Source organism: Neptuniibacter sp. PT8_73, from assembly GCF_047778045.1.
Classification (GTDB): Bacteria; Pseudomonadota; Gammaproteobacteria; order Pseudomonadales; family Balneatricaceae; genus Neptuniibacter.
In genome coordinates this window covers 1,378,893-1,405,071 of the sequence record NZ_CP180545.1, presented here as the reverse complement: position 1 = coordinate 1,405,071, position 26,179 = coordinate 1,378,893, and the positions used below count along the sequence as shown (strand labels likewise).

Genomic DNA, 26,179 nt, shown 5'->3' with positions numbered 1-26,179 from the left:
TAGAGTTTTACGTGCCTCCCCCTATCCTCACATTCAAAACTAACCTAAAATCCAATTAAGGTTTTTAGCTAGTAATAAGGTAAGGAATAACAATGGCAAACATTTCAATGACAGAAGACCAATTCCACGTATTGGTTAAAGATTTTTTTGCCAAAAAATCGGCTAGAAAGCTTCTTACTCAGCAGGAAAACATCGCAATAGCAGAACGCTTAAATGAAAAGGTTAGTTTGCCTTTCCTAAGTGAAGCAAAAGAACACGCGGTGCTTGTAAAGACGATTCTGAAGATTGATAACTACCTGTATGAACAGCTTCCAAACGAAATTTATGAACTGATTCATAACCTTGATGAAGGTTTCGATGATAGCGAAGCAGCTCAATTGGCGGCTCGTCTAAGCAAACAAGCTCACGATGACATCAATCTGCCGTTCCTAACGGCACACGTTGAATACTACTCAATCACCTTCGTTCTAACCTTGCTTATTAATGCAATGCGAGAAGGCTCAAATATCGAACATGCGATTGCTGTAACACAACACCCTCGCGTGATGTGCGATGATTTCCCTTTTCCTGACCTAATCTAATCACTGTTTCTGATCAACTGATCCAATCCTCTCATTCCGCCGTAACAAAGCTAAATTACAACCTGTAAACGCTTTGTTACCGGAGTGATGTTAGTTTGGTTTTCCAAATGCTTTCATAAGCATCTTTATAGACCTCGCCTCCAATTCGACTCATCGAGATAATCTTTTTAAAGCGTTTCTGGTATTCATTTTCTATGATTCCGGCGAACAACTATGACAGAAACAAAACCACATGTTGCCATCATTGGTGCAGGTCTAGCAGGTACAACTCTTGCCGACATTTTGACTTCAAATGGTATTGAGGTGAGCGTTTATGAAAAAAGCAGAGGCACGGGTGGTCGGCTTTCAAGTTGCAAATTAGACGATATGAGTGCGGATCTAGGCGCACCCTTTATCTCAACAAAGAATGGTGACTTTTCGACTTGGTTGGCTCAAAGTGGAGTGGTAGAAACCTGGTCACCTAATACCAAGAGTTTCGACGGTGTAGAACAACAATCGCCAAATCTAATCACAGGAAGCTCTCGCCTTAGTAGTTTAACCAGACACTTGCTGGCTAACGCAAGTTTTCACCCTGCCACTCGCGTGGGCTATATCTGGCCAGAACTTGATGGCTCCCAAAAAAAGGTACGGCTTCGCGATGAAAAAGGTGAATCTCTGGGTGTATTCGATGCCGCTATAGTGACAGCTCCAGCTCAACAAGCAGCAACCTTATTAGAAGCTGTACCGCGCTTTTCAAATACTGCTAAAGCCATTACCCCTTCAGCCAGTTGGGTGGCACTTCTTGAAACAACAGATTCACCAGATCAACCTGAACAACTGATAACAGGGCATCACCCTATTTTGTATCGCTGTATCAAAGAAAGCGCTAAACCTGGACGGAATACTGGAAACGGCACGGCAATATGGTCGATTGAGGCAAAACCCGAATGGAGCCAAGAACATATCAACCTTCCCAAAGAGGAGATAGAAATTCTTCTTACCCAAGCCTTTCTGTCGGTAAAACCTGAAACAAATATTATAGCGGTCAGACGCTGTCATCGGTGGTTGTATTCTCGTCACCCAAAAACAGAGCATGGCATGCTTTGGGATGAGACAACGCATATTGGCGCTTGTGGTGATTGGCTACTCGGAGGAGATTTAGAGGGGGCTTGGGAGAGTGCAAACAAATTGTCTGCAGAACTTATCTCTTGTTTAGGTAATTCACTTAGATCTATTAACTCTTAGAATCTTTCGAAAAACTGATAAAAACCGTACCTAACTTAATGCCAAACTTTTTGACTACTGCCCGGTTAAGTAAGACATTGTTTGGCATTAAAAACATCCAGTCATCAAATTTTACTTTATATTGTCGACCACTGACATTTAACAGCATGTCATAACGCCAGGTAAAACGTGCTTTATTTTGCTTGCCTTCAGCTCGACCTAAAACATCCCCTGCCGTTCCACTATACACCGTATTTTGACCACGCTCGATAACCCAAGTACGGTTTTCAAGCTCTCCATCTTCGTAAAAAAAATCTTCTTCTAATGTGAGCTGATCACCCGACACTGCACCTTTTATCGCTACGGTAAATAATCGACGAATATTGCCAAAGCGATCCTCAAATAACCCATAGGCCATTGTTTCGCCGCGGAAATATTCAAAAAGTTCAAGCTCATCGGGCCAATCAGTTTTATTCATTACTGTAAAATTATGTTTCTCTATTTACTGAAGCATTACGTAAAAACCAATAGCTCAGATCATAACTGATCTAAAAAGCGATCAACCATGTATAATGCACCCCTCTAATATCAGTAAGGAATAAAACATGATCTCTGCTGAAGCAGCTACTGTACGCGATCAACTGATCGAAAAAGGCCTAGAAACACCAACAATTGATAACGGCCTTTCACAGGAGCAAAAGTATGAGCGCATAAAGAGCTTAATGACTGAAGTTGTCGGGACACTAGGGTTAAACCTAGAAGATGACAGCCTTACAGAAACGCCCCATCGTGTGGCGAAAATGTACGTCTACGAGGTGTTTTCTGGGCTAGATTATGAAAACTTCCCTGATATGTCGATGATTGAAAATAAGATGGACCTAGAAGAGATGGTAAAAGTTAAGGACATCAGTGTTCTTAGCTCTTGTGAACACCATTTTGTTACCATCGATGGTACAGCCAAAGTAGCCTATATCCCTAAGGATAAAATCATAGGTCTGTCTAAGATTAACCGTCTTGTTCGCTTCTTTAGTCAACGCCCACAAGTGCAAGAACGTCTAACAAAACAGATCCTTATTGCACTTCAAACCCTATTAGAAACGGACAACGTTGCTGTATCGATCAACGCCACGCACTACTGCGTTAAGTCTCGCGGTGTAATGGATGTTAACTCTCAGACAGAAACGACTGCATTGGGTGGTATTTTCAAATCTAATGCACGTACACGCGCAGAGTTTTTAACTTAAAAAACAAGGTCGATTGGCCATTTGGTAAGATCTATTAGAGCGTCTGGTTATACCGAGCCATCAGACGCTTTAAACACCTAAAAACTATTTGTTCTCGTTGATACAGCACTCATCTTTCAGAAAATCGATCAACCCATCCAACTCTTGGTATTGAGGAACACAATAGAGTGTTCTGCCCTCCCTTTGCTGTAACACCAATCCCACAGCAACCAATCTAGAAATATGATGAGATAAGGTCGAACCCGGAATACCTAATTCAGATTGAATCTCTCCAACAGGAACACCCTGTCTACCTCCCCGGACTAGATAACGAAAGATTTCTAGCCGAGTTGTATGACCTAATTCAGCTAACCGCTTAGCCGCTAATTCAATTTCCATAACCTAACCCATAAACAATATATTTCCATAATAATGGAAATATATTGACAAAACAAAGTAAGAGCTAGATTATATTTCCATAGTTCTAGAAATATAGAATATACAGGATAAAATTTATGCTCAGCTATATAGAGAAATATGCTACAGACCCTGAACTCACATCAATGCTAACCACCAGCTTGGAAATGTTCCTGCAGCTGTTCTTGGAATTGACGCTCCTATTTATTGTGATTAGTTACTGTGTGGCTTTAATTAATCAAAAACTGCCAACCGAACGAATTCAACAACTGCTGGGTGGAAGAAATGGTCGTGGCTACTTAACTGCCGCAGGACTTGGTGCTGTTACACCCTTTTGTAGCTGCTCAACCATACCTATGCTGATTGGTTTATTGAAAGCCAAAGCGGGTTTCGGTCCAACCATGACGTTCTTATTTACATCGCCCCTTCTGAACCCAATCGTAATAGCGTTGTTTATTCCTGTGCTGGGACTTGAAGTAACCCTGTGGTACGCAGCTCTAGCCTTAAGTGCTTCGATTATTGCTGGGGTTTTATTGCAGTATTTTGGATTCGAACGTCATATCAAACCCGATATGCTTGAGGCAAAACCCAGCTGTGATTCAGGTTGCTCACCTTCACCAGAAACAAAGTGCTGTAATGAGACAGTTCAACAGGAACCAACTATCTGGAAAAAAGCCTGGGCAGAATCATGGTCACTCTTTCGAACCATGTTCCCATACATGCTTATCGCAATGATAATCGGCGCCTTTGTACATGGATTTATACCGGATGACTTTTTTGCCGAAGTGGCTAATGCGGATAATCCAGCAGCAATCCCAACGGCGGCATTGATCGGTATCCCACTTTATATAAGAGTGACCGCGCTGTTGCCGTTGATCGGTTCGTTTGCCGCTAAAGGGGTGAGTTTAGGTGCAATCATCGCTTTAGTGATTGGTAGCGGCGGTGCCAGCCTGCCTGAAATGATACTGCTGAGACGATTATTTTACTGGCCACTAATGATTGCGTTTTTAGCCGTAATCTTCTCAATAGCCGTAATCAGCGGTTTTACACTCAACGCAGTCATCAGCTAATAGCATGGGTTTAAGCAGATAATTCATATTTGGAAACATGCTTATCTGCTCCCCACTCACCTAATAAGCCCATCAGGAAATAAAGCTATTTCCAGCCCAATTGCCAAACCTCGGCATTTTTTAGATCTTTCCAATCGATCTGCATTTGATATTTATCGATCACTGCTTCAATCATACAACCCGTAACCTCTTCGTTATCTGGATCACGCAGCAATTCAATTACGATAAAGTGCTTTCGTTTATTGATAAGTTCAGTAGCCGTCCATTTAGACAGCAGTAATTTATTGGGATTAATTTGATTTCTTCTAGGTGAAAAAGCCATTCAGAATGACCTCTACTTCGCGTTATAAGCGTCTAAACTAAAACGTCTTTCTTGCGCATAATCCACTATAGGCTGAGGCCTATTGCACCCAATAGTAATTAGCGGATCATGTTGTTGGATAGCGTTATACCCTTCTAAATCAGGCAACCACTGAGCTATATACTTGCCCTCTTTATCGAAGCGTTCAGCCTGCCTCATCGGATTAAAGATTCTAAAATAAGGTGCAGCATCAGCACCTACTGAAGCGCTCCATTGCCAACCACCTAAGTTCGAAGCAAAGTCCCCATCAATTAGATGCTGCATAAAGTAACGCGCACCTAGGCGCCAATCTTGACGCAAGATTTTGGTTAGAAAAGAAGCCGTTATCATACGTACTCGATTGTGCATCCAACCCGTTTGATTCAATTGTTTCATACCGGCATCAACAATGGCGTAGCCTGTTTCACCCCGGCACCAAGCTTCAAACAAATTTTGATCGAACGACCACTCTAATTTGCTTTCAATTTCAGGTTTAAAGGGTAACCAACGATTCATCTCGGGAAACTGCACAATTAAATGGCGGTAAAACTCTCGCCAAATCAGTTCTGTCACCCATTGATTATCTAACCAATCAGGATCATCAGAATAGGTCTGAATGGCCGTTAAACATTGCCGTGTGGAGATAACACCTTGAGCCAAGTACGGTGATAAAGAGGATGTACCCGTGATACCAGGAATATCTCGATGGTCAGGATAAGGAGCTAATTTTGAATGGATAAATTGATATAAACATTTGTGTGCAGCCTCACTACCCGCAGGCCAGCTAGATTCTTGCCAATCAGAGCCTAACTCCAAACAGTAACCTACATCTGTAGGTACTTCAGAAGGCTTTATATCAAGTTGCTTCTGAGGTTTTGGTTCTGGCAGAGCCTCTACCCACTCTGCCGAGAACTTTCTGCGCCAGGCTCGGCTATAAGGGGTAAACACCTTAAACGGCATCCCTTGCTGGGTAAGGATAGAACCCGGGGTAAATATAAGATCGCTGTCGAAGGCCTGTGTTGGAATACCCTCCGTCACAAAACTATCCTTAACCGCAGCATCGCGCTTTTGTTCGAATGCGGGATATTCACGATTGAAAAATAGTTCTGATACACCGTGCTGTTGAGCAAAATTCAGTAATACTGCAGGAAGCTCTTTATTGGTGGGTGCTCTAACAATAACAAGGGGGATATTCAGAGCTTTGAGTTGATCACTCAGCTTAGATAGGTTGGCTAAGTAAAACTGAATTTTTGCTTTGGATTCGTCCTGTAGTTGCCACTGTTTCGTTGTGATTGATGCTACAGCTAGAACGCCCTCACCATTACTTTGTTTACAAGCATGATAAAGGGCGTGATGGTCTCCTGTCCTTAAATCGTTGCGAAACCAAACCAGCTTCATATAGTTTTCGCCTTTACACTATAGATCATTTTTGAATTGTCGATCAAATATAATTTCTTAAGCCCAGCTCATGAGGGTATGGGTCTAAGTAAGCTTGGGTTTGGATGTATTCACTGCCAAAGCGCTTCAGGTAATGTTTTAACAGAGCAAGAGGCACAACCAAGTTAACCTCTTCCTTGCGATACTGCTCTATAGCTTCGAGGAGATCTTGCTTGGTTTCGGTATCAATATCTCTTTTGAGGTAACCCATAATATGCATCAACGCATTGGTATGAGTTTTTCGACTCGCGCGTTTTTTAAGATGGGTCATTAGCTCGAGAATATAGGTCTCTAATACTTCTTCCAAAGGCAATTGTGAAGCTTCGGTAGCAAGATATTTACCTAATACCTTATAACCTTCATAGCTGTGAGCCATTAATTGATATTTGTGACGGCTATGAAACTGAATCACTTCATGTAACGATGGAGCCGACATGACCTCTTTTTGCCAGCTGAAATAAACAAATACCCGAGTAATGAAATTTTCTCGCAGTATAGGGTCATTTAAACGCCCCTCTTCTTCTACAGGCAACGAAGGATTACGCTTCATAAACTCATCAGCATAAGCACCACTACCCGCTACATTTGGCATTCCATTTTCATGGTACACCTTTACACGCTCCATCCCGCAGCTTGGTGAACCTTGCATAAGGATGTAGCCACAAAGGTTTTGATTGTTATCACTTACCTCAGCCGCATAAGCTTTAAGCGACTCAGTGACATCTAAAGAGGGGTCTTTCGTGCCTAATACGCGTGGAGATTCAGCATCACCCACCAGCCTTATAGGCTCTCGAGGAGTACTCAATCCAATCGAAACTTCGGGACAAAAGGGTTTAAACTCAAAACACTCACTGAGAACATTGAGGCAATATTTGGAACGTTTATGCCCTCCATCATATCTAACCTTGTGTCCTAATAAACAAGCACTTACACCAACTGGGATTAATTCATTCAAGGTTGCTGTATTCATTGTTTATACCTCAACGTTAAGCCGAAATAATCTCTTTAGAAGCCAGTAATAGGCTGAACCAACTTACCTAACAAAGTGCTGAATTTAAGCGGTGCATCAGTCGCAATCAGGCAGATGCAGTCTTCATCACTATCAACTAAAGGCTGGTGCTCGATTTCACTATCGAGATCCGCAATATCGCCCGCGGTAAAACGCCCCATTTCATCGCTAAAAGAACCTTTTAAAACTAAGGTCAGCTCATTACCGTCATGAGTATGTGCCAGCATGGATTTACCCGGCGCTATACGCAGTAATCGTGAGACACCACCACGCTCGCTCTTACAAGGTAGATCATGATAGTAGACACCGGGAACAATGCGTTTCCATTCAATGTTCTCAAGCTTGTCGCCAATGTAATCAGCGAGAGGCGCTGGCACATCAGAATCGACCGTTTTAGCAGGCTTGCTACGGGTGAATTCTACGTCGATATCCTCTTCATCCAGCATAGCCAGTACTTGGTTAAGGGATGAATCATCAATAGTTGCAGGCTCAAGGCTTTCTAGAAGCATGCCACCTATCGCTTCGGACTTTTGTGCACGTTCACGACATTCAGGGCACATAGAGAGATGGCAAGCTGCAACCAAAGCCATTGATTGAGACATTGAGCCAGCCGCGTAACTAACGAGGGTAGCTTCATCTAGGTGATGTTTAATGTTCATACATCATCCCTCCACATTACTCTTAATTTTTCCGATGCTAATCGAATTCTGGATTTAACACTGCCTAAAGGTATTCCCAATCGATCTGCAATTTCAGAATGAGAACGACCTTCATAGAAAGACATATAAATCGCCTGAGCCTGAAGCTCTGGTAGTTTATCTATGGAAGCTTGCATACGCGCAGATAGAACTACATCAGTACAAGTATCTTGTGACTCGTCGGCTTCTTCATGCCACTCATCCAGAGAATACTCTGGATATTTCTGCTTACGCATCCAGTCGATACTTTGATTTCTAGCTAATGTAAAAATCCAAGTACTGGCTGCTGCTTTCGACTTTTGATACATGTGCGCTTTACGCCATACAGAGGCCATCGTTTCCTGCATCAATTCTTCTGCGGTGCTTTCTACCAAACCTAATCGAATAATGTAGGCTTTGATCTTAGGAGCGAAATGTTTGAACAGTTGCACAAACAGAGCTTTGTCTTTGGTTTCACCTAGCGACATTAATAAACTACTCCAATCTTGAGTAGTTTCCGGCTGCGGCATAGCAACAACTTTTTCCACGTCTTCACCTGGCGGTTTGTTTTCCATATGACTCCTTACGTGTACTCGCCTGAACCGGATCACCTTTAAGTATTCTTAAATACAATTTTTTTGCATTTAATAACTAAACCTAGTGATCTCAATACATTATGTGTGCGTATTAGTTACTGCAGATAACAATTAAACCTGTACAAACCTAACTATAAAACACATATTCAGTAACAACGGACTAGATAGATGAAAATTTCAGCCATGCGCCCCAAAAAGATTGCGATTGTTGGTTCCGGCATCTCCGGATTAAGTTGTGCATGGCTTCTTAATAAAGTTCACGACGTCACCTTATACGAGAAAGATGACCGTTTGGGCGGCCACTCAAATACCGTCTCCTTTGAACACAATAACCAATCTATCGATGTTGATACTGGCTTTATTGTATTTAACCCTGTTAACTACCCTAACCTAGTTGAGTTTTTCAAAACGCTAGATGTTAAAACCTGCGAAACAGATATGTCATTCGCGGTTTCAATCAATAAAGGTCAATTAGAATATTCTGGTACCGGTTTATCTGGTTTGCTTGCTCAGAGGAGCAATATTTTCAAACCGTCCTTTTGGAAGATGATCAGCGAAGTGATGCACTTCTACCGCAATTCGGAAGCTTTATCTAAACAACATAATTTAGATGAAATGACCTTAGGCGACCTACTTACTCAAGAAGGCTACAGCAAACACTTCATATACGACCATCTATTACCTATGGGTGCGGCGATTTGGTCCACTCCAGTTGAGCAGATGCTTAATTACCCAGCGAGTTGCTTCATGCGTTTTTGCCGCAACCATGGTCTGGTTCAACTGAGTAATCGCCCACAATGGCGAACGGTTATTGGCGGTAGTAAAAACTATGTAAATAAAATTGCTGACACCTTAGGTGGCAATATCAGAATCAACAGCCGTATCCATAAAATTATTCGTTCTGATAACTGCGTTTTTATAGAAGACCACCATGGCAAACGAGAACAGTATGATGATGTTGTTTTAGCCTGCCATTCTGATCAAGCCTTAGCATTGCTTGAATCCCCAACAGATGAAGAAAAAAGGTTATTGCAGTACTTCCCTTACCAGAGAAACAAAGCCTACCTTCACCTAGACGCCTCCCTAATGCCAAAACGAGAAAAGGTTTGGTCGAGTTGGAACTATCTGTCTGAAGGAATCAGGGATAAATCTCAGGATGTATCTGTTACCTACTGGATGAATCAGTTGCAGCCGTTGAATACAGAAACACCTATTTTCGTATCCTTAAACCCGCTAGAAGAACCGGAACCAGGATCTATTATCCGCAGTTTCTTTTATGACCACCCAGCTTTTGGCAAAGAGTCACTTCAATCTCAAAAAGAACTATGGTCATTACAAGGTAAACAAAGAACTTGGTTCTGTGGGGCCTATTTTGGTTACGGTTTCCACGAAGATGGTTTGCAAGCAGGACTAGCGGTTGCCGAAGAGCTCGGTGGCATTCCTCGCCCTTGGGTGGTGAAAGACAAAAACAGCCGAATACATGTTCATGAGAGTAAAATACGCAAGGAAGACAACACCATTGAACGAGCCGAAAGTCATGGCTAATTTGCGATCGTCACTCTACCAAGGAAAAGTGATGCATCATCGCGTGAAGCCTACAGTTCATCGATTTGTGTACAGTGTCTTTTCCTTGAAAGTCGACTTAGATGAATTGGATAAGCTAGACAAATTTCGATTTTTTTCGATTAACCGATTCAATCTATTCTCATTCCAAGAGCGGGATCACGGTACCAGCAAAGGAAACCTTGCCGATGAGATTAGACAGCATCTAATCGACCGAGGGCACAGTTCTGCAACTGAACGCATTGAACTACTTTGTTATCCAAGAATATTAGGCTTCACCTTCAATCCCCTCAGCGTTTATTTTTGTTACAACAAAGAAGATGAGGTTGAGGTCATTCTTTATGAAGTCAGCAACACCTTTGGCTCTAGGCATACCTATCTCATCGAATCACAAGGCAGAGACAAAGTTATTCGACATGGCTGCGACAAGTTAATGTACGTAAGCCCTTTTATGCCAATGGAAACCGCTTATCAATTCAGCATTACTCCACCTAACCAACATGTCTCAATCGGTATAAAACAGGTAGAACAAACGCCAACTAAAGAAGATCACTCCACCGTATTTTATGCTTCATTTAAAGGTGATCGGATTCCTTTAAATGACCGTAAACTATTGAAAATGTTCTTCCAATATCCGTTGATGACTTTAAAAGTGGTTGGCGCGATTCACTGGGAAGCACTGAAGCTTTGGCGAAAAAAACTGACCATTCAACCTCGTGATAAAAAGGTCAGTCACAGCATTAGCTGGCAAGATAAGCATGGAGTAACGCATTATGAAAGTTTATGAATCATCCAACGAGTTAACATCTAGCTCGCCTCAGCCAACTTGGTTTGAGAAAAAGCTTCTCAAATACCTTACTGCCAAGCTAAATCAATCGATTGGAACCTTAAACCTCACTTTACCTAGTGGCTACACCGAAAAAATAGGCCATGCCTTCCCTATAGCTGAGGTAAAGCTGAATAACTTCCGTCCTTTAGTTCGTTTATTCTTCGGCGGCATTAATGGCTGGTCCGAAAGTTACTTGGCAGGTGATTGGGATAGTAAAGATCTGACTGCGTTGATGCAGTGGGGCCTAGCCCATGAAGACTCACTGAGTGACCTTTCGCAGGCTGGATTTCTAATCTGTTCTTTGCACAACCTTTACCACTGGCGTCATGATAATAGTCGCTCGGGTAGTAAGAAAAACATCGCAGCCCATTATGATCTCGGTAATGATTTCTACCAGCCTTGGCTGGATGAAAGCATGACTTACTCAGCTGCTTTATATAAATCCCAAGATGAATCTTTGCTCGACGCTCAACAAAATAAATACGGCAGAATCATTGAGCTTTTAGACGCTAAAGAAGGTGAACACGTCGTTGAAATTGGTTGTGGTTGGGGCGGGTTTGCTAGAAAAGCTAGCCAAGAAAACAACTTACACGTACATGGCATCACGCTTTCGAAAGAACAGCTTAAGTGGGCGAAGAACCAGATTGCAGAAGCGGAACAGGAAGATAAGGTTCATCTCAGTTTAACGGATTACCGTGACCTTCAGCAGCAGTATGACGCGGTGGTTTCTATTGAGATGTTTGAGGCGGTTGGCGAGAAACATTGGGACACTTATTTTGAAACCCTAAAGCGTGTACTTAAACCGGGTGGTCATGCTGTCCTACAGATCATCACGATCGATGACGAACGTTTTAATAGCTATCGTAAACAAGCAGACTTTATTCAACGTTATGTCTTCCCTGGAGGCATGCTCCCGAGTGATAAACGACTCCAAGAGAAGTTTGCTGAGCATGGCTTTACCTTAAAAACCAAACAATTGTTTGGTAAAGATTATGCTCGAACACTACGCGAATGGTATCGTGATTTTGAAAAGTCTTGGGGAGAGATTAAACATCAAGGCTTTGATGAAACCTTTTATCGTTTATGGCGCTATTACCTAGCGTACTGTGAAGGCGGTTTTGAACACGGATCTATTGATGTTGGTCTGTACGTCATCTGCCATGATGAAGAGAAATAATCTAAGAGTTTCATAGACTATTCATAAAAGCCCTACGTCATTCATTTAAATGAATACAAAGGGCTTTTTATTGATGGCTAAATTTTCCTCTCAAGAATTTAACCACTTTACCTATAACCGGTACTTTAACCAGTAACTCTGACCCATCCCAATAGTCATGGTGGAAATAAACTTTTCCATGCTGATCGGCTTTTATAAGGCTAGTGCCGGCGAAATTTATATCTCCTGTAAATTTACTTGTAGCACTATAACGCCAATAGATCATCGCTTGATTTTCATCAACCATCACTTGATCGACTTTGAAAACAACCTGATCTAACTTGGCGTACATATCATCTAGGATGGCGACAAAAGCATCTCGGGTATAGGTGTGATTAAAAGGATCCTTAAAGTCAAAATCATCACGTGTTATCTCTAACAGTGATGCAAGGTTATCTCTGTTTAACCCTTCTAAAGTTGATACATATTCCGTTATCCAACGATCCATGAACCCTGATCCTGACTGATTATATTTATCTGTTTTTAAGCAGCGCTTTGCTAACCAAAGCAAAATACCAACGATAAGGAATCATGCTTAGAAGTTTTAGAATGTAACTGAAACGTTTAGGAAATGTAATTTCAAATTGGTCTTTAATTAACCCATCTAAGATACGTTGAGCAGCGTCCTCAGGTTCCAATAAGAACGGCATCTCAAAGTCATTTTTATCTGTAAGCGGAGTTTTGACGAACCCAGGGTTAATTACCTGTAATTTTACTTGAGTGCCTTTCAGATCCAATCTTAATGCTTCGCATAAATGGATTAATGCAGCCTTACTCGCACCATAGACAGCAGCTGTAGGCAAACCTCTATATCCCGCCACCGATGCCATCACAGCAATTTGCCCACAGTTGGAGTTCAACGCCCTTTCTATGACAGGCTCCAAGCAATTGAGAGTGCCTTGTAAATTAACATCGAGTAAAGCTTTAGCTCTGCTGGCGCTAAACTCCTCGACGGGAAACGGATCATGCGTGCCGGCGTTTAATACAACTAACTCAGGAAAAGCATTATCAAACTGTTTAAGTGTTCGTTCAATTTGATCTGATTGGGTTGTGTCCATAGCTAATGGAATAATCTTACCGGGATAACCAGACTGTTCAGCGGTGCTCTTTACTTTCTCAAGCGCAGACAGCGTTCTGCCCGAAATAAATACATTCACGCCATTCTCTGACAACAAAAGCGCTAATGACTCACCTATACCACTGCCAGCTCCCGTTAACCAAGCGGATCTCCACGGAAGTTCTTTATTCAACATATCCACCACCCTATGAAATAAACAGGTTTACCATGCTCACTGACCTTTCAGCTTTCTAGCGAGTTCAGGGTATTCGCCCTGATCTGAAAGCCATATTTGGATAAAGGCTTCAGAAAATTGCATATCCTCGATACCACCAATCCAAAGTTTGTTATGGAAAAAGTCAGCCTTTCCGGTAGTACTTATTTGGAAGATAAGTTGGTCGCCCTCTTTAATATCAGGCCATATATTTTCCAACTGGGTTAACCATATTAATCTCGTCTCTTTTGCCACCTGAAAACGTGCAAATTGTTTATCGGTTTCTGACAGAAGATCATCACGACTAATATCCCGCTTGTAATCCAAACTCAGTTGGAGGGGCGAACTAAAACTATCAAAAGCACCATTTGGCGTATAAAAAACAGCGTCATAAACATCAAACCAAAGGATTGATAACTCAGCTCTTCCCACCTCTTTCCAACTTTCTATATTGGGCTGTGCTTGAGCATGCACTTGGGCAAATGCACTCTGAATGAGCAATAACAAATAAATCGATATATAACGAATAAAGTTACGCGTCTGAACGAACATATCGAGCCCCTAAACGATGACTGAAATACATAAGGAATGGGAAAAGTAGCAACCAGATCGTTGCCAAAATGAGAAACGACGAGATCATTGAAAAGCCAAGGGATACTGCGCCAAGTTTCGCTGCCGCAATGTAAGTACTGCTACCTCCTATTGCCCCCGCCAGCGCTGATAGCAACAGGCGATTATTAAAGAACGCTAAACTGTGCCTGAGAGTCGCAACAAACCCCATCCAAAGAAGCAGTAACCAAAGAGGAGGAAAGGAGGAATTGTCGAATTCAAACACCCCGTAGAGGGTTAAAACTGAATCTACAACAAAACCAAGAGCTGCTAACGAAAAGACAATACAGGTTTCTAGAGCGGGATCTGAATGAAAAATCAGATGAAGGCAAATGATAAAGCTGACAACGATGACCGCATCATTCCCATACAAAATACTCAGCCACCAAACAAGTTGAAAGCCGATCGCATTAACCCAGAACCGTTCGCTCATCTCTATCACCTATACCCTTTCTAGAGATACGAGCCACAACTCTCAATAGATCATAGGCTCAAATCCACTTACTTGATTTGCGCCTAAAATCACTGCTATAAGGATGAAAAACATGGATTAAATGAGATGCGACACTGGAAGCGATATATCGGTTTATTTCTAACGACGCTCATAATTTCGGGATGTTCCTCGCCATCACTGACGACCCAAACCCCTTCCAAAGATGAAATTAAGCAAGAACAATCGATCCAATTAGAGAAAGCGTTTCACTATCAGCTGCAACAGCAAACCCGGCTCGCTGAAGTCGCTCGCCCTTTATTGACCAAGAATATAGAAGCCTGCGGTAAAAGAACAAAACCGAGCTTAGGTATATTCATCCATAGCCTAGACGACTATAAAAAACCGAAGAAAGCCGTTGCTAAATCTATCTATTCACTTGGTGAACAACCCAGCGTTTTACAGATATTAAGTAACGGGCCTGCACACCAAAAGCTGAAAGTCGGCGACAAACTAATTTCCATCAACAAACAACCTTTTCCAAAAGGCACAGCTAAATCGATCAAACATCTAAGCAACAACCTAAAAGATCAGACCGTTGTAGAACTGACCATTGAACGCGATGAAGACCTGATTACTCTCTCTATGAAGCCGGAGTTACTTTGTGATTACCCAGTCATTTTAAGCCCAAGTGATGCCATTAATGGCTACGCTGATGGCAGCACTATTGTCATTACTCAGGGACTGATGCGCTTTGCGCAAGATGATAATGAGCTAGCCCTAATTATCGCTCATGAAATGGCACACAATACTCAGCACCATATCCCGCAACGGATCAAAAATAGCTCACTTGGCTTATTGCTAGATACAGCTTTACTCACGAGCGGTATACCCTCCCCCTTAATCGCAACGGGACTAGGCGCAAATTTATATACTCAGCAATATGAGATCGAAGCTGATCTCATTGGCTTACAACTGATGCACAAAGCAGGATTTGAAATTGAAGGGTTGGATCTATTCTGGCAAAAAATGGCAGCAGTTCACCCTTCGACGATCACCAAAGGAAAAGAAATCTCTCACCCAACCACAGTCGAACGCTCTATTCTGATCCGTAAAGAGATAACGCGATTGAAAAATACCTTACCTGATTAACCAATCACCTTTATTAAAATCCTTATCACCCCTTAGCCTATTAGAGAACCCTTTATCAACCATGTATACTGTCTAGATAGCACTATATTTGTGCTCTAAGATAATTAAAAACAGAGTGAGATTCGGGGTTGTATGCATGTCTGACGAGCCATTTTTCCTAAAGGAAGAGAAAGAAAAACTAGGCCTACAACGGAGCAACGGTCAAACAGAAGCTACATTAGAACCTCTGCAGTTGGGTAAACGTGTCAAAGAGATCCGTTTAAGCCAAAATCTGACTCTGGAAGAAGCAAGCAAACTCACAGGCCTTGCCCGCTCAACCCTATCTAAAATCGAAAACGAGCAGATCTCTCCAACCTTTAGTGCCGTTAACAAATTAGTTAAAGGCTTGGGTATCGATATCCCCCAACTGTTCTCCCAACCTAAACGTGGTGCCGGAGCGGGTGGTCGTCGCGATATTACCCGTGGCGGCGAAGGTGTACCCCACCCAACTCCTACCTATGAACACGAGTTACTAGCAACTCAGCTAAGTACCAAAAAGATGATCCCTTATCGCACAACGGTTAGGGCTCGCGATTTTGACGAATATACTGATTGGGTAAGACATGATGGTGAAGAGTTCCTGTTTGTTTTGAGAGGCTCGCTTCTACTCTACACAGAATTTTACGAACCGCTGGAGCTCTTCCCTGGAGATTCAGCCTATTATGATTGTGAGATGGGCCACGCATTGGTCTCCACTAGCGAAGAAGACGCAGAAGTGGTTTGGGTAACGGCTTAAAGTTACTCCGTCGGAATCTTAAAATTCAGTAAAACTGCAAAGTTCATAAACTAAGTTATACTGAAAATAACCTTCCTGAACACCGTCACACCATGACGTTTGCTTGCAAACATTTAGATGTGACGGTTTTTTTTGTCAGGTTTACCAACCAAAACCAGCTAAGGCAATTTGATTCCCTTCTTGCCAAATGCCTTTCTGCTTTAACTCTTCTAGAGAATTTGACGCATTTTGACTGCTAAGGTCATCGAACATAGCTAATTTTTCGAGGATATTATCCGCTAACTGTTCTTGTTGGCTTGAGTTACACCACAACTCATAGGTATCCATAGCAATGACTGGTGCCAACAGTTTTGAAATGAACTGAGCCCAACGCTGTAACAATTCTGCATCACCAGCAGAGATAAATGGTTTGAGTAATGTGTACCGTTGCTCAAGACGATCTAGCAGCTTTACCCGCTCAGCGACTAAAACCGGATATTTGGCATTTCCACTGTGACTGAGGATGCCATCGTTTTCTGCAGCAACTTCAAAATACTGCAGATCCTCACAAGTAAAAGGCAGAAGCCAAAAGAGAGGAATATCATGGTTAGCAGCGCAAATTACCTCTGCTTCTGGGGCGCTTCCCTCTACTCCTGGGACACCACTCATTGAAAGTAGAATAATGCGTGTTCCTAGCATAATTTTATCCTTACATCTGTTCTACAGAATAACCTTGCTGTTTGAGCTCTTTCAGAATGCCATCTGGACCAATCAGGTGAGCAGCACCTACCAGTACAAATTCAATCTCTGGCGTCGTAAGCATCGTTTTAATCTGAGGTAACCAACGCTCATTCCTGTCGACTAGAAGGGATTGATACACCTTCGGGTAATCGGTTTTCATCTGTGCAACAACGATTTTTTCAAGGCCTGCCGCATCTCCAGTTTTCCAGTAGAGAACCATCTCTCGCATCATGCTCTCGGTCTCTTTCATATCCTCAAGCGTCTGTTTCAAATACCGTTCTTCGTTCCCCTCACCGAGTTCAGCAATAAAACCAATGTGGTCTTCTATCGATTCAAGGCCAAGCGTCGCTTTGCCATCATTAATAGCTTTCTGATAGTAAACCGTATCAGCACCATCTTCAGAGATACCTAAGCGTTGAAATTCTATTCCGAGCATCGTTAACATCACGCCTGCTGGCTTCATACCGATAAAGATATGAGGAATAAGACCACGGTCTCGCAGATACTGCTGGAGCTCCTGATAAAGTTCAGGAGAGATCATCTGAGTTAATAAACGTCCATCTCTATAGGAGAAATGTGCCATTAGTCTCGCCTGAAAATTAGGATCGAGAATCTCTGACATTTCTGTTTCTAAAACGACAATATCTGAAGCTTTATAGGCCTCGTCAAAAGCTTTTGGAAACGGTAAGTCGGAAGGCGCTAAGACATGTATGGTGCCTGCAAGATAGATCTCTTCCCCAGCTTTTGTCACTTTCCAAAGCGAAGTCTGAGCCGTAGCTGATAAACTTATAAAAAAAGCTAAGAACGCTAGTAAAATTCTGTCCATTTTAAGATCTCCATCTCCGACTAAGGCCTTAATAAAAAGGAAATTTCCTACACTTTAGCCTCAAAAAGTGATTTAGCCAGCCTAAACTGTTTTAGTACAAGACAAAAGCTTGCTACCTTAGAGATTAACGCTAAGAAAAGGGTAAGCGCATCCTATGAGTGACCTAACTTCATCTGATCTAACAATCTTATTGGTTGAACCTTCGGCTATGCAGCGTAAGGTAATTAGAAAAGAACTGAATAAAGAGCTAGTTGAAAGTATCGATGAAGCAGACAGTGTTAATGGTGCAATCAAACAGATTAAAGCCGTTAGACCGGACCTCGTAGTAAGCGCACTCCACTTCCCAGATGGTTCTGCAATGGAGCTCCTTCAGCATATCCGCCAAGATCCTACGCTAACTGATCTTCCTTTTATGCTGATTTCCAGTGAAACAAGGCATAGTGAATTAGATAAATTCAAACAATCTGGCATTATCGCTATTTTACCTAAACCGTTTAGTCATGATCACTTAGCCACTGCCATTAATTCAACGCTTGATATCCTCTCACATGATGAATTAGATCTTGAATACTACGACGCAGCTTCCTTAAGGGTGCTAGTAGTAGATGACAGTCGGATGGCTCGTAAAGTGATCACCAATGTTTTAAAAAACCTTGGCATTCAAAATATTACTCAAGCTGTAGATGGATCCGAAGCAATCACTCTTCTCCCGAATGGATTCGATCTAATTGTCACCGACTACAATATGCCCGAGGTCAACGGTTTAGAACTAGCTGAGCATGTTCGTAGTTCGGGAGATTATTCTCACCTACCTATTTTGATGGTTACCAGTGAAGCGAGTCATGCCCATTTAAGTAATGTTTCAAAATCGGGCGTAAACGCCATGGCAGACAAGCCATTTGAACCCGCGACAGTGAAAAAATTGCTTGCCCAAATTCTCGAAGGCTAATTCTCATTTAAGTGCGCTATTGGCCCTCAATAGCGCTGTTTAAAATACGCACAATCTTTATGGCTAAAATTTCACCAAAGATAACGGTATAAAACAGATAATAGAGCCCTGAGAACTTGTTATGGGCTGGCTGAGGTGTATAATGCCCGCTTTCCCACCAGAGCAGCCTATACTGTATCTTAAAATAGTATGCAGCCCTGCCCTAATTCCGAATAGGTAAGTCAAAGAATGAATTCAGAAGATCAGCTGTCCTTTGCTGAGCTTGGCCTTGCGGCTCCCGTATTGAAGGTCCTGGACGAGATCGGATACGAAACGCCATCTCCAATTCAGGCACAAAGTATTCCTCATCTACTAGAGGGTAAAGACCTTCTGGGTATTGCGCAAACGGGTACCGGTAAAACTGCCGCATTTTCCCTGCCATTGCTATCTAGGCTTGATCTAAAGAGCCGTCATACGCAATTACTGATTCTTGCCCCTACTCGTGAATTAGCAATTCAGGTAGCTGAAGCGTGTCAAACTTATGCGCGTAATCTTCCTGATTTCCACGTTCTGCCAATTTACGGCGGCCAAGCTTACGACAGCCAATTACGTCAATTAAAACGTGGTGCACAAGTTGTAGTAGGTACACCTGGGCGTGTAATGGATCACATGCGACGTGGCTCTCTAAAACTAGATAACCTTCAGGCCCTAGTATTGGATGAAGCAGACGAAATGCTTCGCATGGGCTTTATCGATGATGTTGAGTGGGTACTAGAACACACACCGGATGATCGTCAGATTGCGCTTTTCTCTGCAACTATGCCTTCGCAGATCAAGAAAGTCGCTGAGAATCACCTTAACTCCCCTGCAGAAGTTCGCATTAAGGCGAAAACTGCAACGGCTACCACGATCACGCAGAAATACCTTCGCGTATCGGGTAATCAAAAGTTAGATGCATTAACGCGCATTCTAGAGATGCAAACGTTTGATGCCATGTTGATTTTCGTACGTACGAAATCTGCAACGGTTGAGTTAGCAGAAAAACTATCTGCACGTGGTTACGCTTGTGAAGCACTGAATGGTGACATTTCACAAAACCTACGTGAACGTACGATCGACAAGCTTAAACGCGGTCAAATCGACATTCTAATCGCTACTGACGTTGTAGCACGCGGTTTGGACGTTGAGCGTATCAGCCACGTTCTTAACTACGATATCCCGTACGATACTGAATCTTACATTCACCGAATTGGTCGTACTGGCCGTGCTGGCCGTGAAGGTGAAGCGATTTTGTTTGTATCGCCTCGTGAACAGCGCATGCTTAAGTCTATTGAGCGAGCAACTCGTCAGAAGATTGAGACGATGCAACTGCCGTCTACTGATGACATCAATGAAAAGCGTGTACAGCGCTTTGTTGATCGCATCACACAGACGATCGATAGCCAAGATTTAGATTTCTTCAAAAACTTACTGACTGAATATCAGCAAGAACACGATGCTGACCCGCTTATCATTGCATCCGCGCTGGCTCATCTTCTACAAGGTGAAACTCCGCTGCTGATGAAAGAGCAAGAGCGTCCACCTCGTCGTGAACGTGGCGATCGTGATAGAGATGACCGTGGCAAGCGTCCACCACGTGGTATGTCCACTAAAGCAAAACAACTGAAAGATCACCCTGATGTTGAGATGCAGCGCTATTTGATCAGCGTTGGTCATGACCATGGTGTTGCGCCAAAGAACATTGTGGGCGCAATAGCTAATGAAGCAGATCTAGATGCCAACTTTATTGGTGCTATCGAGATCTACGACGACTGCTCAACAGTTGATCTACCAACAGGTATGCCAAAATCTGTTGTACAACAATTAAGAAAAGCGGTTGTATGTGGTCAGCGCCTTAATCTGAAAGAAGCTACAAGTGGCGGCGAACGTCGTGGCGGTGGTAGCAGAGGTCGCGGATCTTCTGATCGAGGCGGTAAGGGTAACAGCAATAGCCGTAACCGTCCGCCGCGTAGAAACAGAAAAGACAGCAAGAAAAAAGAGAGCTAGTCTCTAGTCGCTAGTTTTTACCACTAAACATTCTTCCCCCTTCATGAACTGTTTAGTGTTTTCTCAAGGATGGGATTAAAAAAGGCAAGCGTAAGCTTGCCTTTTTGCCTTCTGAATCACTGCTAAATAAATTACTCAGCAGTCACCATAATTGCTTCTACTTCGATATCTGCATCTTTCGGTAATTGCTTAACCGCAAACGCAGCACGCGCCGGATATGGCTCAGAGAAATAACGCGCCATCACTTCATTCACCATCGCAAAGTGGCTCATATCAGATAACAAAATCGTTACCTTAACCACATCAGAAAGAGAACCACCCGCCGCTTCAGCAACAGCCTGCAAGTTTTTAAAGACCCGCTCAGCTTGCGCTTCAAACGACTCTGTAACCATCTCCATAGTTGCTGGAATCAGAGGAATCTGACCAGACATATAGACTGTGTTACCAACGCGAACCGCTTGAGAGTATGTACCAATTGCAGAAGGTGCATTTTCAGTACTGATGATGCTTTTATTCATAGTTATCCCTGTATAAAAGATAAGGTTTTACAATAAATTATTAGGCTGCCCAAATTGTAGGTCATTACAACCTAAATACTCGGCCAACCTTATATAGATAATTATCGAGCTGGGGCAATACTCACCCTAACCCGAGAAGGCGTACTTGGGTAAAAACGACACTGTAGAACTACGCTGGATTCTCTTTCGTAGTACATCATCGTACCTTTACCTTGATCAATCCAACTTACTTTATCGAAATCCTGACCGCTCCAATATTTTTCCCAATAGGAGGAATATTTGGCACGGCGAGCAAACGCATTCGAACAATGCCGTTCCGCCTGTTCTCGAAAGCGTTTTTCCCAACAAGAAAGCTTTTTCTTACATTCGCTGGAAGCAACTCTTAGCTTTGGTGATTTAAGCAGTTGAACACATTGGGCTCTTGCATTAGGGTCAGCGTAACTACGGCACTTCAGTAAGTCATCCTTATTTACCTCTGCCCAGCTATTCACCGATAGCAAAACTAAACTTAGCGTTAAACACTTACGCATATGAGTTCCTTTATTACTTTCGCCTTGTTGCTCTACGAACGTGCTATGTTTAATGCAGTGTACACCGCAATTAAAAATCTAACCAGCAAGGATAAGATTGCGTATAATCCTCATCTTTTAGCGAACCTTATCTGAACCATGCTACGCGCCGACCTTCTACTTGTTGAACTTGGATTCGCCCGCTCGCGTACTCACGCACAACAATTAATCAAATCAAGCAGAGTTCGAGCTGAGATCAAAGGTAAGTGGCAGTCACTTACAAAACCCGGTCTAAAGTTAGAATCCGATACACGATTTGAGGTTGAAGAAGATGAAGGCGACCGTTACGTCTCACGCGGCGCTTTAAAACTTTTAAAGGCTCTGGATACGCTCCAACTTGTACTGACGAGCAAAACAGCCATCGATGTTGGCCAATCAACTGGAGGCTTTACTGATTGCTTGCTGCAAGCAGGTATTGATTCTGTCGTAGGCATAGAAGTAGGTCATGATCAACTGGCTGATAAGCTACGGCGGGATCCTAGAGTAACTTGTTATGAAGGCATCAATGGCAGAGATCTACCGCATGAAATGCTTCTAGAGCATACAAACGGTAAAGGTTTTGATCTAGCAGTTATGGACGTTTCCTTTATCTCGCAACGTAAAATTTTGCCTTCGTTAATTCCGCTTATCGCTGAGGAAGGATATTTAATTAGCCTTGTAAAACCACAGTTTGAGGTAGGAAAAGAAGGCATTGGTCGAGGAGGCATTGTGCGAGATAGCTCACTCTACCCTCAAGTTAAAGCCAAAGTAGCAGAGTGCTGTGCCAATCTAGGTATGCAAATTCTCGATTACTTTGAAAGCCCAATCAAAGGAGGTGATGGTAATCGAGAATTTTTGATTATTGCGCAAAAGATCTAGTCTTTAGTGGAGTAGCTATAAACCACTTCAACAGACGTACCACCGTTCTCATAACGGATGCTGTCACATAGGTCAGACACAAGCGCGATTCCTCGACCACTAAACTGACCTACGCTTGCCGTTGGCTTACTATGGAGCCAATGCTCATAGTCAAAACCCTCTCCGCTATCTTCTACCCTAACTAACAGGCGCCCCCCATGGGCAAATCGAGTATGCTGCAAATAGAGCGCAACTGCGCCATTGGAAAGCGATTCCAGTCTTTTTTCTCGCTCACTAAAGTACTCAGCGAACCCTTCAGGGGAAGATTTCAAGCTGGACTCAAGTTTCAACACCCCATGATCAAGGGCATTAACATAAAGCTCAGTTAATATACTGAAAACACTGTGCCACTGATCACCGCCGCCTTCTGATTCCTGAAGACGACTTAAGGCCTGAGCAACTGGGTTAATACGGGCTAAACTGGCACCTTGCAGTTCCAAGTTCCAGTTCCAGATATCAAGGATAGAGGATTCATTAACATCCAATTCAACACCGCACGGCGTGATAGGTTTGATATCATCGGCTGTAACGCTGCCAGGAATATCTATCAGAGAAATATCATCTTTCTGAATATTGCCATCAACAAATTCACTGAGGTCTGACAAGATGATATCGACTAAATGAGTCTCAGGATTAGCTTTCTGAGCGGCTATAGATTGATATAACCGATCTTCACCAAACTGCTCAGCTTTATGATTTTCTGCTTCAATTACACCATCACTGAGTAACAGAATATGATCGTCCGGCTTAACCTTGGTATGTTCAAAATTAAGCTCTTTGACTGAAGGGATAATGCCTAGAGGAGGATGACTGGATACAATACGTTGCACCACTACACCTTTAGAGATCACCAAAATATCAGGCAAACCTCCGTTCCATATTTTAGCCGTACCATCTGGGCTCAAAGTGACTATAGCTGTCGCGAGAAACATTCCTGTAGGCAAAAGCTTTTGTAACTTACGATTAATCTGAGCGATGATCTCTTCTGCATCATAACCCTTAGCTGTCATTGCCCTAAAGGTTTCTGATAGAGGTAAAGCACCAATCGTAGAAGTCAAACCATGACCAGTGAAATCCCCCAAAAGAACATTTAATTCGCCGTTAGGGCGGAAAGCACTGAGTTGGACATCGCCGCTGAATGTTTCCGCAGGTTGTTTATGAATTCGTATTTGATCGAGAGCAACATTGGCGGACTCAACAGCACCACTTAATAACTGCTCTGCCACCTCCTCTTCTCGAGCTCGCAGGTGATTTAAACGATTAACCTGACGGTAAAGTTGCGCGATGCGCCTTAGCGCGACAATTTTTCCTTCAAGTAACTCAAAAGGAAAAGGACGTTGAATATAATCATCACCACCGGCGTCAATGGCTTGGCGGATAACATCCTGCCCTTCGGCACCGGTCACAAAAATAATTGGTATGAAGCTATCCTTAGCTGCTTGTTTAATTTGCAATGTCGCTTGAATGCCATCCATACCAGGCATATTGATATCCATAAGAATCAAGCTTGGGTTTAATGCTTGGTACTTTTCTACGGCCTCTTCACCCGTTTCAGCAAAGACTGCCTCGAGCCCCATTTCTATAATCATCTGACCTAAGATCTGACGATTCAGACGCATATCATCAACAATTAATACTTGATTATCGCCGCTTCCAGTCTGAGTTACTTCAGCTTCAACCATAAACCATTAACTCTCGATAGTTACAAACTGATCGAAATTCGCAATTGTTAAAATCTTATGTACCGATTCATTAGGTCTCGAGATAATAACTTTCCCACCTTTCTTCTCTGCGTGCTCTTTTAGCAAAAGAATCATCCCTAAAGCCGAACTATCCATGTAAGTAGCCTTAGATAGATCCACTTTAAAAATAGTACCAGGGGCATCAACATTTCGGTAAGCGTCTCGAAAAGATTGATGCAAGGAGTAATCAAACTGCTGAGTAACTACAATATTAATCGTTTTATTATCACCAGCATTTTGTACAGAAATTGCCATAAGTTATCCCATCTCTCTAAGACTTTTTGGATAGTAGAACACTATTAGAATAGCTCTACGTCCCCTTCTTCCATATCATTCTGCGCTACTGTGCGCGTCTGATTACGCTGTAAAGACTGCTCTCTGAGCTCTTTGCAACGCGCCATACATTTTTCCGCAGCGGCACTATTTACTTGATGATCTGGCGTGATCACATTTGAAATTAATGTAGATACTTCGTTTAAGGAATCGACATTATGCTCTACAGAGGAGAGCGCTTGAGAAGAGATATCCTCAAACTGTAAAGAACGAACAGCCTGATCAACACTACTACTAAGCTGAGTACCAATATGTGAAATTTCAGTGACCTTCTCATTCAAGAAATGATTCATATTAGCCATATGTTCAAGCATTTGACCCATCTTATCTTTCGTTCCGATGGTGTCGCTCATATCAGTAGAAGCCATCCCACCAACTGTGCTACGTAAAATTTCGATGGTCTCTTTTGCTGAGCCTATCTCTTCGCGGATTTCATTATTTAAGGTAGCAGAATTAATCGATAGAGTACGTACTTCATCCGCCACAACAGCAAAGCCTCGACCCGCTTCACCGGCTCGTGCAGCCTCAATACTTGCGTTAAGTGCCAATAAATTTGTTTGGCTAGCCAAACCTTCGACATTCTCGATTAAACCGAATATTCCATCCAGCTTTTCAACCATATCATCAATGTGGTGAACTGTTTCTAGACTATTTTTACTTACATCCACCATTACATTCACAAATTGATCCAAAGTGTAGCCAGTTTCAGCTATGAAACTTTGAATACTGAATGATTCAGCATTTAAATTTTGTTCTCCACTTTGAGAATCACTTTCATGCGTTTGATCAATAATTTCAGCAGTCAATGCTGCCTGACGGCTCGCTAAATCATGCATCGTATGGAAACTATCACTCATCAGATGAACAGACTCTTTAATCAAACCGTCTACTCGTGACACTTCCTGATTAACAATCATTGCATCATGCACAAGAGTCTGAGACACCTCTTTAACCGCATCATGTAATGCAGGATCAACTGAAACACCTGAACCCACAGAAATGCTAGGCTCTCGATCATTAAGTCTTGAAGAAGATGCAACGTCGTCCTTCAATATAAATTGAGCAAGAAGAGCAGGAATTAGCACCACTAGACAAATTAAGTTCACAATACTTGCAAGCCCTAGAGCCTCTGCTGTTGCTAAGACTAAACTTGCCACCAAAGCGGCAACCAACATTATTTTCTTTAACGTCATTTAGCTAAC

General features: G+C 42.6%; 30 protein-coding genes. 12 read left to right on the top strand and 18 right to left on the bottom strand.

What is annotated here, in order from left to right; genetic code table 11:
* Window positions 1–92: 92 nt before the first annotated feature.
* A complete protein-coding gene (locus ACMXYN_RS06145) occupies window positions 93–581 on the top strand; it encodes a hypothetical protein (RefSeq protein WP_415893971.1) in 489 nt (162 codons plus the stop codon).
* Window positions 582–794: 213 nt separating this feature from the next.
* A complete protein-coding gene (locus ACMXYN_RS06140; protein ID WP_415893970.1) occupies window positions 795–1,805 on the top strand; it encodes an NAD(P)/FAD-dependent oxidoreductase in 1,011 nt (336 codons plus the stop codon).
* Here ACMXYN_RS06140 and ACMXYN_RS06135 read toward each other — a convergent pair.
* A complete protein-coding gene (locus tag ACMXYN_RS06135) occupies window positions 1,795–2,262 on the bottom strand; it encodes a DUF3833 family protein (protein ID WP_415893969.1) in 468 nt (155 codons plus the stop codon). The genes ACMXYN_RS06140 and ACMXYN_RS06135 overlap by 11 nt on opposite strands.
* Window positions 2,263–2,389: 127 nt before the next feature.
* On the opposite strand from ACMXYN_RS06135, the gene folE reads away from it, so the two are divergent.
* Window positions 2,390–3,028: a GTP cyclohydrolase I FolE gene (gene folE, locus ACMXYN_RS06130; RefSeq protein ID WP_415893968.1), complete on the top strand. Its 639-nt coding sequence runs from the start codon at window positions 2,390–2,392 to the stop codon at window positions 3,026–3,028.
* A gap of 84 nt (window positions 3,029–3,112) precedes the next feature.
* Here folE and ACMXYN_RS06125 read toward each other — a convergent pair whose 3' ends face one another.
* Window positions 3,113–3,406, bottom strand: a complete 294-nt coding sequence (locus ACMXYN_RS06125) for an ArsR/SmtB family transcription factor (RefSeq protein WP_415893967.1) — start codon at window positions 3,404–3,406, stop codon at window positions 3,113–3,115.
* A gap of 116 nt (window positions 3,407–3,522) precedes the next feature.
* Here ACMXYN_RS06125 and ACMXYN_RS06120 point away from each other — a divergent pair, with 116 nt between their 5' ends.
* Window positions 3,523–4,494: a permease gene (locus ACMXYN_RS06120; RefSeq protein WP_415893966.1), complete on the top strand. Its 972-nt coding sequence runs from the start codon at window positions 3,523–3,525 to the stop codon at window positions 4,492–4,494.
* 85 nt (window positions 4,495–4,579) lie between these two features.
* Here ACMXYN_RS06120 and ACMXYN_RS06115 read toward each other — a convergent pair whose 3' ends face one another.
* From ACMXYN_RS06115 to ACMXYN_RS06095, 5 genes are read right to left on the bottom strand one after another with little or no spacing between them, the layout of a single operon-like run.
* On the bottom strand, window positions 4,580–4,816 hold the full coding sequence (locus ACMXYN_RS06115; protein ID WP_415893965.1) for a TIGR02450 family Trp-rich protein: 237 nt from the start codon (window positions 4,814–4,816) through the stop codon (window positions 4,580–4,582).
* Between the two features lie 12 nt (window positions 4,817–4,828).
* Window positions 4,829–6,232, bottom strand: a complete 1,404-nt coding sequence (locus ACMXYN_RS06110) for a cryptochrome/photolyase family protein (protein ID WP_415893964.1) — start codon at window positions 6,230–6,232, stop codon at window positions 4,829–4,831.
* 43 nt (window positions 6,233–6,275) lie between these two features.
* Window positions 6,276–7,241 carry a YbgA family protein gene (locus ACMXYN_RS06105; protein ID WP_415893963.1) on the bottom strand — a complete coding sequence of 322 codons (966 nt, stop codon included), beginning with the start codon at window positions 7,239–7,241 and terminating at the stop codon, window positions 6,276–6,278.
* A 35-nt stretch (window positions 7,242–7,276) separates the two neighbouring features.
* Window positions 7,277–7,939, bottom strand: coding sequence for a ChrR family anti-sigma-E factor (locus ACMXYN_RS06100; protein ID WP_415893962.1), 663 nt, complete (start codon window positions 7,937–7,939; stop codon window positions 7,277–7,279).
* On the bottom strand, window positions 7,936–8,532 hold the full coding sequence (locus tag ACMXYN_RS06095) for a sigma-70 family RNA polymerase sigma factor (protein WP_415893961.1): 597 nt from the start codon (window positions 8,530–8,532) through the stop codon (window positions 7,936–7,938). Before ACMXYN_RS06095 ends, ACMXYN_RS06100 begins: the two co-directional genes overlap by 4 nt.
* A gap of 189 nt (window positions 8,533–8,721) precedes the next feature.
* Here ACMXYN_RS06095 and ACMXYN_RS06090 point away from each other — a divergent pair, with 189 nt between their 5' ends.
* The 3 genes from ACMXYN_RS06090 to ACMXYN_RS06080 are packed head-to-tail and all read left to right on the top strand — an operon-like array spanning window position 8,722 to window position 12,122.
* Window positions 8,722–10,098 (top strand): NAD(P)/FAD-dependent oxidoreductase, encoded by a 1,377-nt coding sequence (locus tag ACMXYN_RS06090; RefSeq protein ID WP_415893960.1) that lies wholly within the window; start codon window positions 8,722–8,724, stop codon window positions 10,096–10,098.
* Window positions 10,091–10,903: a DUF1365 domain-containing protein gene (locus ACMXYN_RS06085; protein ID WP_415893959.1), complete on the top strand. Its 813-nt coding sequence runs from the start codon at window positions 10,091–10,093 to the stop codon at window positions 10,901–10,903. Before ACMXYN_RS06090 ends, ACMXYN_RS06085 begins: the two co-directional genes overlap by 8 nt.
* The gene (locus tag ACMXYN_RS06080) at window positions 10,890–12,122 is read left to right on the top strand and encodes a class I SAM-dependent methyltransferase (RefSeq protein WP_415893958.1); all 1,233 of its coding nucleotides are present in this window, start codon (window positions 10,890–10,892) and stop codon (window positions 12,120–12,122) included. Before ACMXYN_RS06085 ends, ACMXYN_RS06080 begins: the two co-directional genes overlap by 14 nt.
* 67 nt (window positions 12,123–12,189) lie before the next feature.
* Here ACMXYN_RS06080 and ACMXYN_RS06075 read toward each other — a convergent pair whose 3' ends face one another.
* The 4 genes from ACMXYN_RS06075 to ACMXYN_RS06060 are packed head-to-tail and all read right to left on the bottom strand — an operon-like array spanning window position 12,190 to window position 14,474.
* A complete protein-coding gene (locus ACMXYN_RS06075) occupies window positions 12,190–12,609 on the bottom strand; it encodes a nuclear transport factor 2 family protein (protein WP_415893957.1) in 420 nt (139 codons plus the stop codon).
* Between the two features lie 25 nt (window positions 12,610–12,634).
* Window positions 12,635–13,414, bottom strand: coding sequence for an SDR family NAD(P)-dependent oxidoreductase (locus ACMXYN_RS06070; RefSeq protein ID WP_415893956.1), 780 nt, complete (start codon window positions 13,412–13,414; stop codon window positions 12,635–12,637).
* 36 nt (window positions 13,415–13,450) lie between these two features.
* Complete coding sequence (locus tag ACMXYN_RS06065; protein WP_415893955.1) at window positions 13,451–13,984, bottom strand: chalcone isomerase family protein; 534 nt, start codon at window positions 13,982–13,984, stop codon at window positions 13,451–13,453.
* On the bottom strand, window positions 13,965–14,474 hold the full coding sequence (locus ACMXYN_RS06060) for a DUF2878 domain-containing protein (protein WP_415893954.1): 510 nt from the start codon (window positions 14,472–14,474) through the stop codon (window positions 13,965–13,967). The genes ACMXYN_RS06065 and ACMXYN_RS06060 overlap by 20 nt, the downstream gene beginning before the upstream one ends.
* A 126-nt stretch (window positions 14,475–14,600) precedes the next feature.
* Between ACMXYN_RS06060 and ACMXYN_RS06055 the strand changes: the two genes are divergently transcribed.
* Together ACMXYN_RS06055 and ACMXYN_RS06050 are read left to right on the top strand one after the other, a co-directional pair.
* Window positions 14,601–15,623: a M48 family metalloprotease gene (locus ACMXYN_RS06055; RefSeq protein ID WP_415893953.1), complete on the top strand. Its 1,023-nt coding sequence runs from the start codon at window positions 14,601–14,603 to the stop codon at window positions 15,621–15,623.
* 136 nt (window positions 15,624–15,759) lie between these two features.
* The gene (locus tag ACMXYN_RS06050; RefSeq protein WP_415893952.1) at window positions 15,760–16,398 is read left to right on the top strand and encodes a helix-turn-helix domain-containing protein; all 639 of its coding nucleotides are present in this window, start codon (window positions 15,760–15,762) and stop codon (window positions 16,396–16,398) included.
* 141 nt (window positions 16,399–16,539) lie between these two features.
* On the opposite strand, the gene ACMXYN_RS06045 is transcribed toward ACMXYN_RS06050, so the two are convergent.
* Both ACMXYN_RS06045 and ACMXYN_RS06040 read right to left on the bottom strand, forming a co-directional pair.
* On the bottom strand, window positions 16,540–17,076 hold the full coding sequence (locus tag ACMXYN_RS06045) for a hypothetical protein (RefSeq protein WP_415893951.1): 537 nt from the start codon (window positions 17,074–17,076) through the stop codon (window positions 16,540–16,542).
* 10 nt (window positions 17,077–17,086) lie between these two features.
* A complete protein-coding gene (locus tag ACMXYN_RS06040; RefSeq protein WP_415893950.1) occupies window positions 17,087–17,944 on the bottom strand; it encodes a TraB/GumN family protein in 858 nt (285 codons plus the stop codon).
* 154 nt (window positions 17,945–18,098) lie between these two features.
* Between ACMXYN_RS06040 and ACMXYN_RS06035 the strand changes: the two genes are divergently transcribed.
* Both ACMXYN_RS06035 and ACMXYN_RS06030 read left to right on the top strand, forming a co-directional pair.
* Window positions 18,099–18,893 (top strand): response regulator, encoded by a 795-nt coding sequence (locus ACMXYN_RS06035; protein WP_415893949.1) that lies wholly within the window; start codon window positions 18,099–18,101, stop codon window positions 18,891–18,893.
* A gap of 228 nt (window positions 18,894–19,121) precedes the next feature.
* A complete protein-coding gene (locus tag ACMXYN_RS06030) occupies window positions 19,122–20,918 on the top strand; it encodes a DEAD/DEAH box helicase (protein ID WP_415893948.1) in 1,797 nt (598 codons plus the stop codon).
* A 131-nt stretch (window positions 20,919–21,049) separates the two neighbouring features.
* On the opposite strand, the gene ACMXYN_RS06025 is transcribed toward ACMXYN_RS06030, so the two are convergent.
* Together ACMXYN_RS06025 and ACMXYN_RS06020 are read right to left on the bottom strand one after the other, a co-directional pair.
* Window positions 21,050–21,436, bottom strand: a complete 387-nt coding sequence (locus tag ACMXYN_RS06025) for a RidA family protein (protein WP_415893947.1) — start codon at window positions 21,434–21,436, stop codon at window positions 21,050–21,052.
* A 101-nt stretch (window positions 21,437–21,537) separates the two neighbouring features.
* Window positions 21,538–21,966: a hypothetical protein gene (locus ACMXYN_RS06020; protein ID WP_415893946.1), complete on the bottom strand. Its 429-nt coding sequence runs from the start codon at window positions 21,964–21,966 to the stop codon at window positions 21,538–21,540.
* A 138-nt stretch (window positions 21,967–22,104) separates the two neighbouring features.
* On the opposite strand from ACMXYN_RS06020, the gene ACMXYN_RS06015 reads away from it, so the two are divergent.
* Entirely contained in the window at window positions 22,105–22,863 is a 759-nt protein-coding gene (locus tag ACMXYN_RS06015) for a TlyA family RNA methyltransferase (protein WP_415893945.1), read from the top strand.
* On the opposite strand, the gene ACMXYN_RS06010 is transcribed toward ACMXYN_RS06015, so the two are convergent.
* The 3 genes from ACMXYN_RS06010 to ACMXYN_RS06000 are packed head-to-tail and all read right to left on the bottom strand — an operon-like array spanning window position 22,860 to window position 26,170.
* A complete protein-coding gene (locus ACMXYN_RS06010; protein WP_415893944.1) occupies window positions 22,860–24,584 on the bottom strand; it encodes an ATP-binding SpoIIE family protein phosphatase in 1,725 nt (574 codons plus the stop codon). The two genes, ACMXYN_RS06015 and ACMXYN_RS06010, sit on opposite strands and share 4 nt — an antisense overlap.
* A gap of 6 nt (window positions 24,585–24,590) precedes the next feature.
* Window positions 24,591–24,899 carry an STAS domain-containing protein gene (locus ACMXYN_RS06005; RefSeq protein ID WP_415893943.1) on the bottom strand — a complete coding sequence of 103 codons (309 nt, stop codon included), beginning with the start codon at window positions 24,897–24,899 and terminating at the stop codon, window positions 24,591–24,593.
* Window positions 24,900–24,943: 44 nt separating this feature from the next.
* Window positions 24,944–26,170 (bottom strand): methyl-accepting chemotaxis protein, encoded by a 1,227-nt coding sequence (locus ACMXYN_RS06000; protein WP_415893942.1) that lies wholly within the window; start codon window positions 26,168–26,170, stop codon window positions 24,944–24,946.
* Between the last annotated feature and the right edge of the window lie 9 nt (window positions 26,171–26,179).

What these genes read in the sequence shown, in the direction of transcription:
- ACMXYN_RS06145 (WP_415893971.1), top strand. Translation starts at nt 93, where the DNA reads ATGGCAAACATTTCAATGACAGAAGACCAATTCCACGTATTGGTTAAA.
- ACMXYN_RS06140 (WP_415893970.1), top strand. Translation starts at nt 795, where the DNA reads ATGACAGAAACAAAACCACATGTTGCCATCATTGGTGCAGGTCTAGCA.
- ACMXYN_RS06135 (WP_415893969.1), bottom strand. Translation starts at nt 2,262, where the DNA reads ATGAATAAAACTGATTGGCCCGATGAGCTTGAACTTTTTGAATATTTC.
- folE (WP_415893968.1), top strand. Translation starts at nt 2,390, where the DNA reads ATGATCTCTGCTGAAGCAGCTACTGTACGCGATCAACTGATCGAAAAA.
- ACMXYN_RS06125 (WP_415893967.1), bottom strand. Translation starts at nt 3,406, where the DNA reads ATGGAAATTGAATTAGCGGCTAAGCGGTTAGCTGAATTAGGTCATACA.
- ACMXYN_RS06120 (WP_415893966.1), top strand. Translation starts at nt 3,523, where the DNA reads ATGCTCAGCTATATAGAGAAATATGCTACAGACCCTGAACTCACATCA.
- ACMXYN_RS06115 (WP_415893965.1), bottom strand. Translation starts at nt 4,816, where the DNA reads ATGGCTTTTTCACCTAGAAGAAATCAAATTAATCCCAATAAATTACTG.
- ACMXYN_RS06110 (WP_415893964.1), bottom strand. Translation starts at nt 6,232, where the DNA reads ATGAAGCTGGTTTGGTTTCGCAACGATTTAAGGACAGGAGACCATCAC.
- ACMXYN_RS06105 (WP_415893963.1), bottom strand. Translation starts at nt 7,241, where the DNA reads ATGAATACAGCAACCTTGAATGAATTAATCCCAGTTGGTGTAAGTGCT.
- ACMXYN_RS06100 (WP_415893962.1), bottom strand. Translation starts at nt 7,939, where the DNA reads ATGAACATTAAACATCACCTAGATGAAGCTACCCTCGTTAGTTACGCG.
- ACMXYN_RS06095 (WP_415893961.1), bottom strand. Translation starts at nt 8,532, where the DNA reads ATGGAAAACAAACCGCCAGGTGAAGACGTGGAAAAAGTTGTTGCTATG.
- ACMXYN_RS06090 (WP_415893960.1), top strand. Translation starts at nt 8,722, where the DNA reads ATGAAAATTTCAGCCATGCGCCCCAAAAAGATTGCGATTGTTGGTTCC.
- ACMXYN_RS06085 (WP_415893959.1), top strand. Translation starts at nt 10,091, where the DNA reads ATGGCTAATTTGCGATCGTCACTCTACCAAGGAAAAGTGATGCATCAT.
- ACMXYN_RS06080 (WP_415893958.1), top strand. Translation starts at nt 10,890, where the DNA reads ATGAAAGTTTATGAATCATCCAACGAGTTAACATCTAGCTCGCCTCAG.
- ACMXYN_RS06075 (WP_415893957.1), bottom strand. Translation starts at nt 12,609, where the DNA reads ATGGATCGTTGGATAACGGAATATGTATCAACTTTAGAAGGGTTAAAC.
- ACMXYN_RS06070 (WP_415893956.1), bottom strand. Translation starts at nt 13,414, where the DNA reads ATGTTGAATAAAGAACTTCCGTGGAGATCCGCTTGGTTAACGGGAGCT.
- ACMXYN_RS06065 (WP_415893955.1), bottom strand. Translation starts at nt 13,984, where the DNA reads ATGTTCGTTCAGACGCGTAACTTTATTCGTTATATATCGATTTATTTG.
- ACMXYN_RS06060 (WP_415893954.1), bottom strand. Translation starts at nt 14,474, where the DNA reads ATGAGCGAACGGTTCTGGGTTAATGCGATCGGCTTTCAACTTGTTTGG.
- ACMXYN_RS06055 (WP_415893953.1), top strand. Translation starts at nt 14,601, where the DNA reads ATGCGACACTGGAAGCGATATATCGGTTTATTTCTAACGACGCTCATA.
- ACMXYN_RS06050 (WP_415893952.1), top strand. Translation starts at nt 15,760, where the DNA reads ATGTCTGACGAGCCATTTTTCCTAAAGGAAGAGAAAGAAAAACTAGGC.
- ACMXYN_RS06045 (WP_415893951.1), bottom strand. Translation starts at nt 17,076, where the DNA reads ATGCTAGGAACACGCATTATTCTACTTTCAATGAGTGGTGTCCCAGGA.
- ACMXYN_RS06040 (WP_415893950.1), bottom strand. Translation starts at nt 17,944, where the DNA reads ATGGACAGAATTTTACTAGCGTTCTTAGCTTTTTTTATAAGTTTATCA.
- ACMXYN_RS06035 (WP_415893949.1), top strand. Translation starts at nt 18,099, where the DNA reads ATGAGTGACCTAACTTCATCTGATCTAACAATCTTATTGGTTGAACCT.
- ACMXYN_RS06030 (WP_415893948.1), top strand. Translation starts at nt 19,122, where the DNA reads ATGAATTCAGAAGATCAGCTGTCCTTTGCTGAGCTTGGCCTTGCGGCT.
- ACMXYN_RS06025 (WP_415893947.1), bottom strand. Translation starts at nt 21,436, where the DNA reads ATGAATAAAAGCATCATCAGTACTGAAAATGCACCTTCTGCAATTGGT.
- ACMXYN_RS06020 (WP_415893946.1), bottom strand. Translation starts at nt 21,966, where the DNA reads ATGCGTAAGTGTTTAACGCTAAGTTTAGTTTTGCTATCGGTGAATAGC.
- ACMXYN_RS06015 (WP_415893945.1), top strand. Translation starts at nt 22,105, where the DNA reads ATGCTACGCGCCGACCTTCTACTTGTTGAACTTGGATTCGCCCGCTCG.
- ACMXYN_RS06010 (WP_415893944.1), bottom strand. Translation starts at nt 24,584, where the DNA reads ATGGTTGAAGCTGAAGTAACTCAGACTGGAAGCGGCGATAATCAAGTA.
- ACMXYN_RS06005 (WP_415893943.1), bottom strand. Translation starts at nt 24,899, where the DNA reads ATGGCAATTTCTGTACAAAATGCTGGTGATAATAAAACGATTAATATT.
- ACMXYN_RS06000 (WP_415893942.1), bottom strand. Translation starts at nt 26,170, where the DNA reads ATGACGTTAAAGAAAATAATGTTGGTTGCCGCTTTGGTGGCAAGTTTA.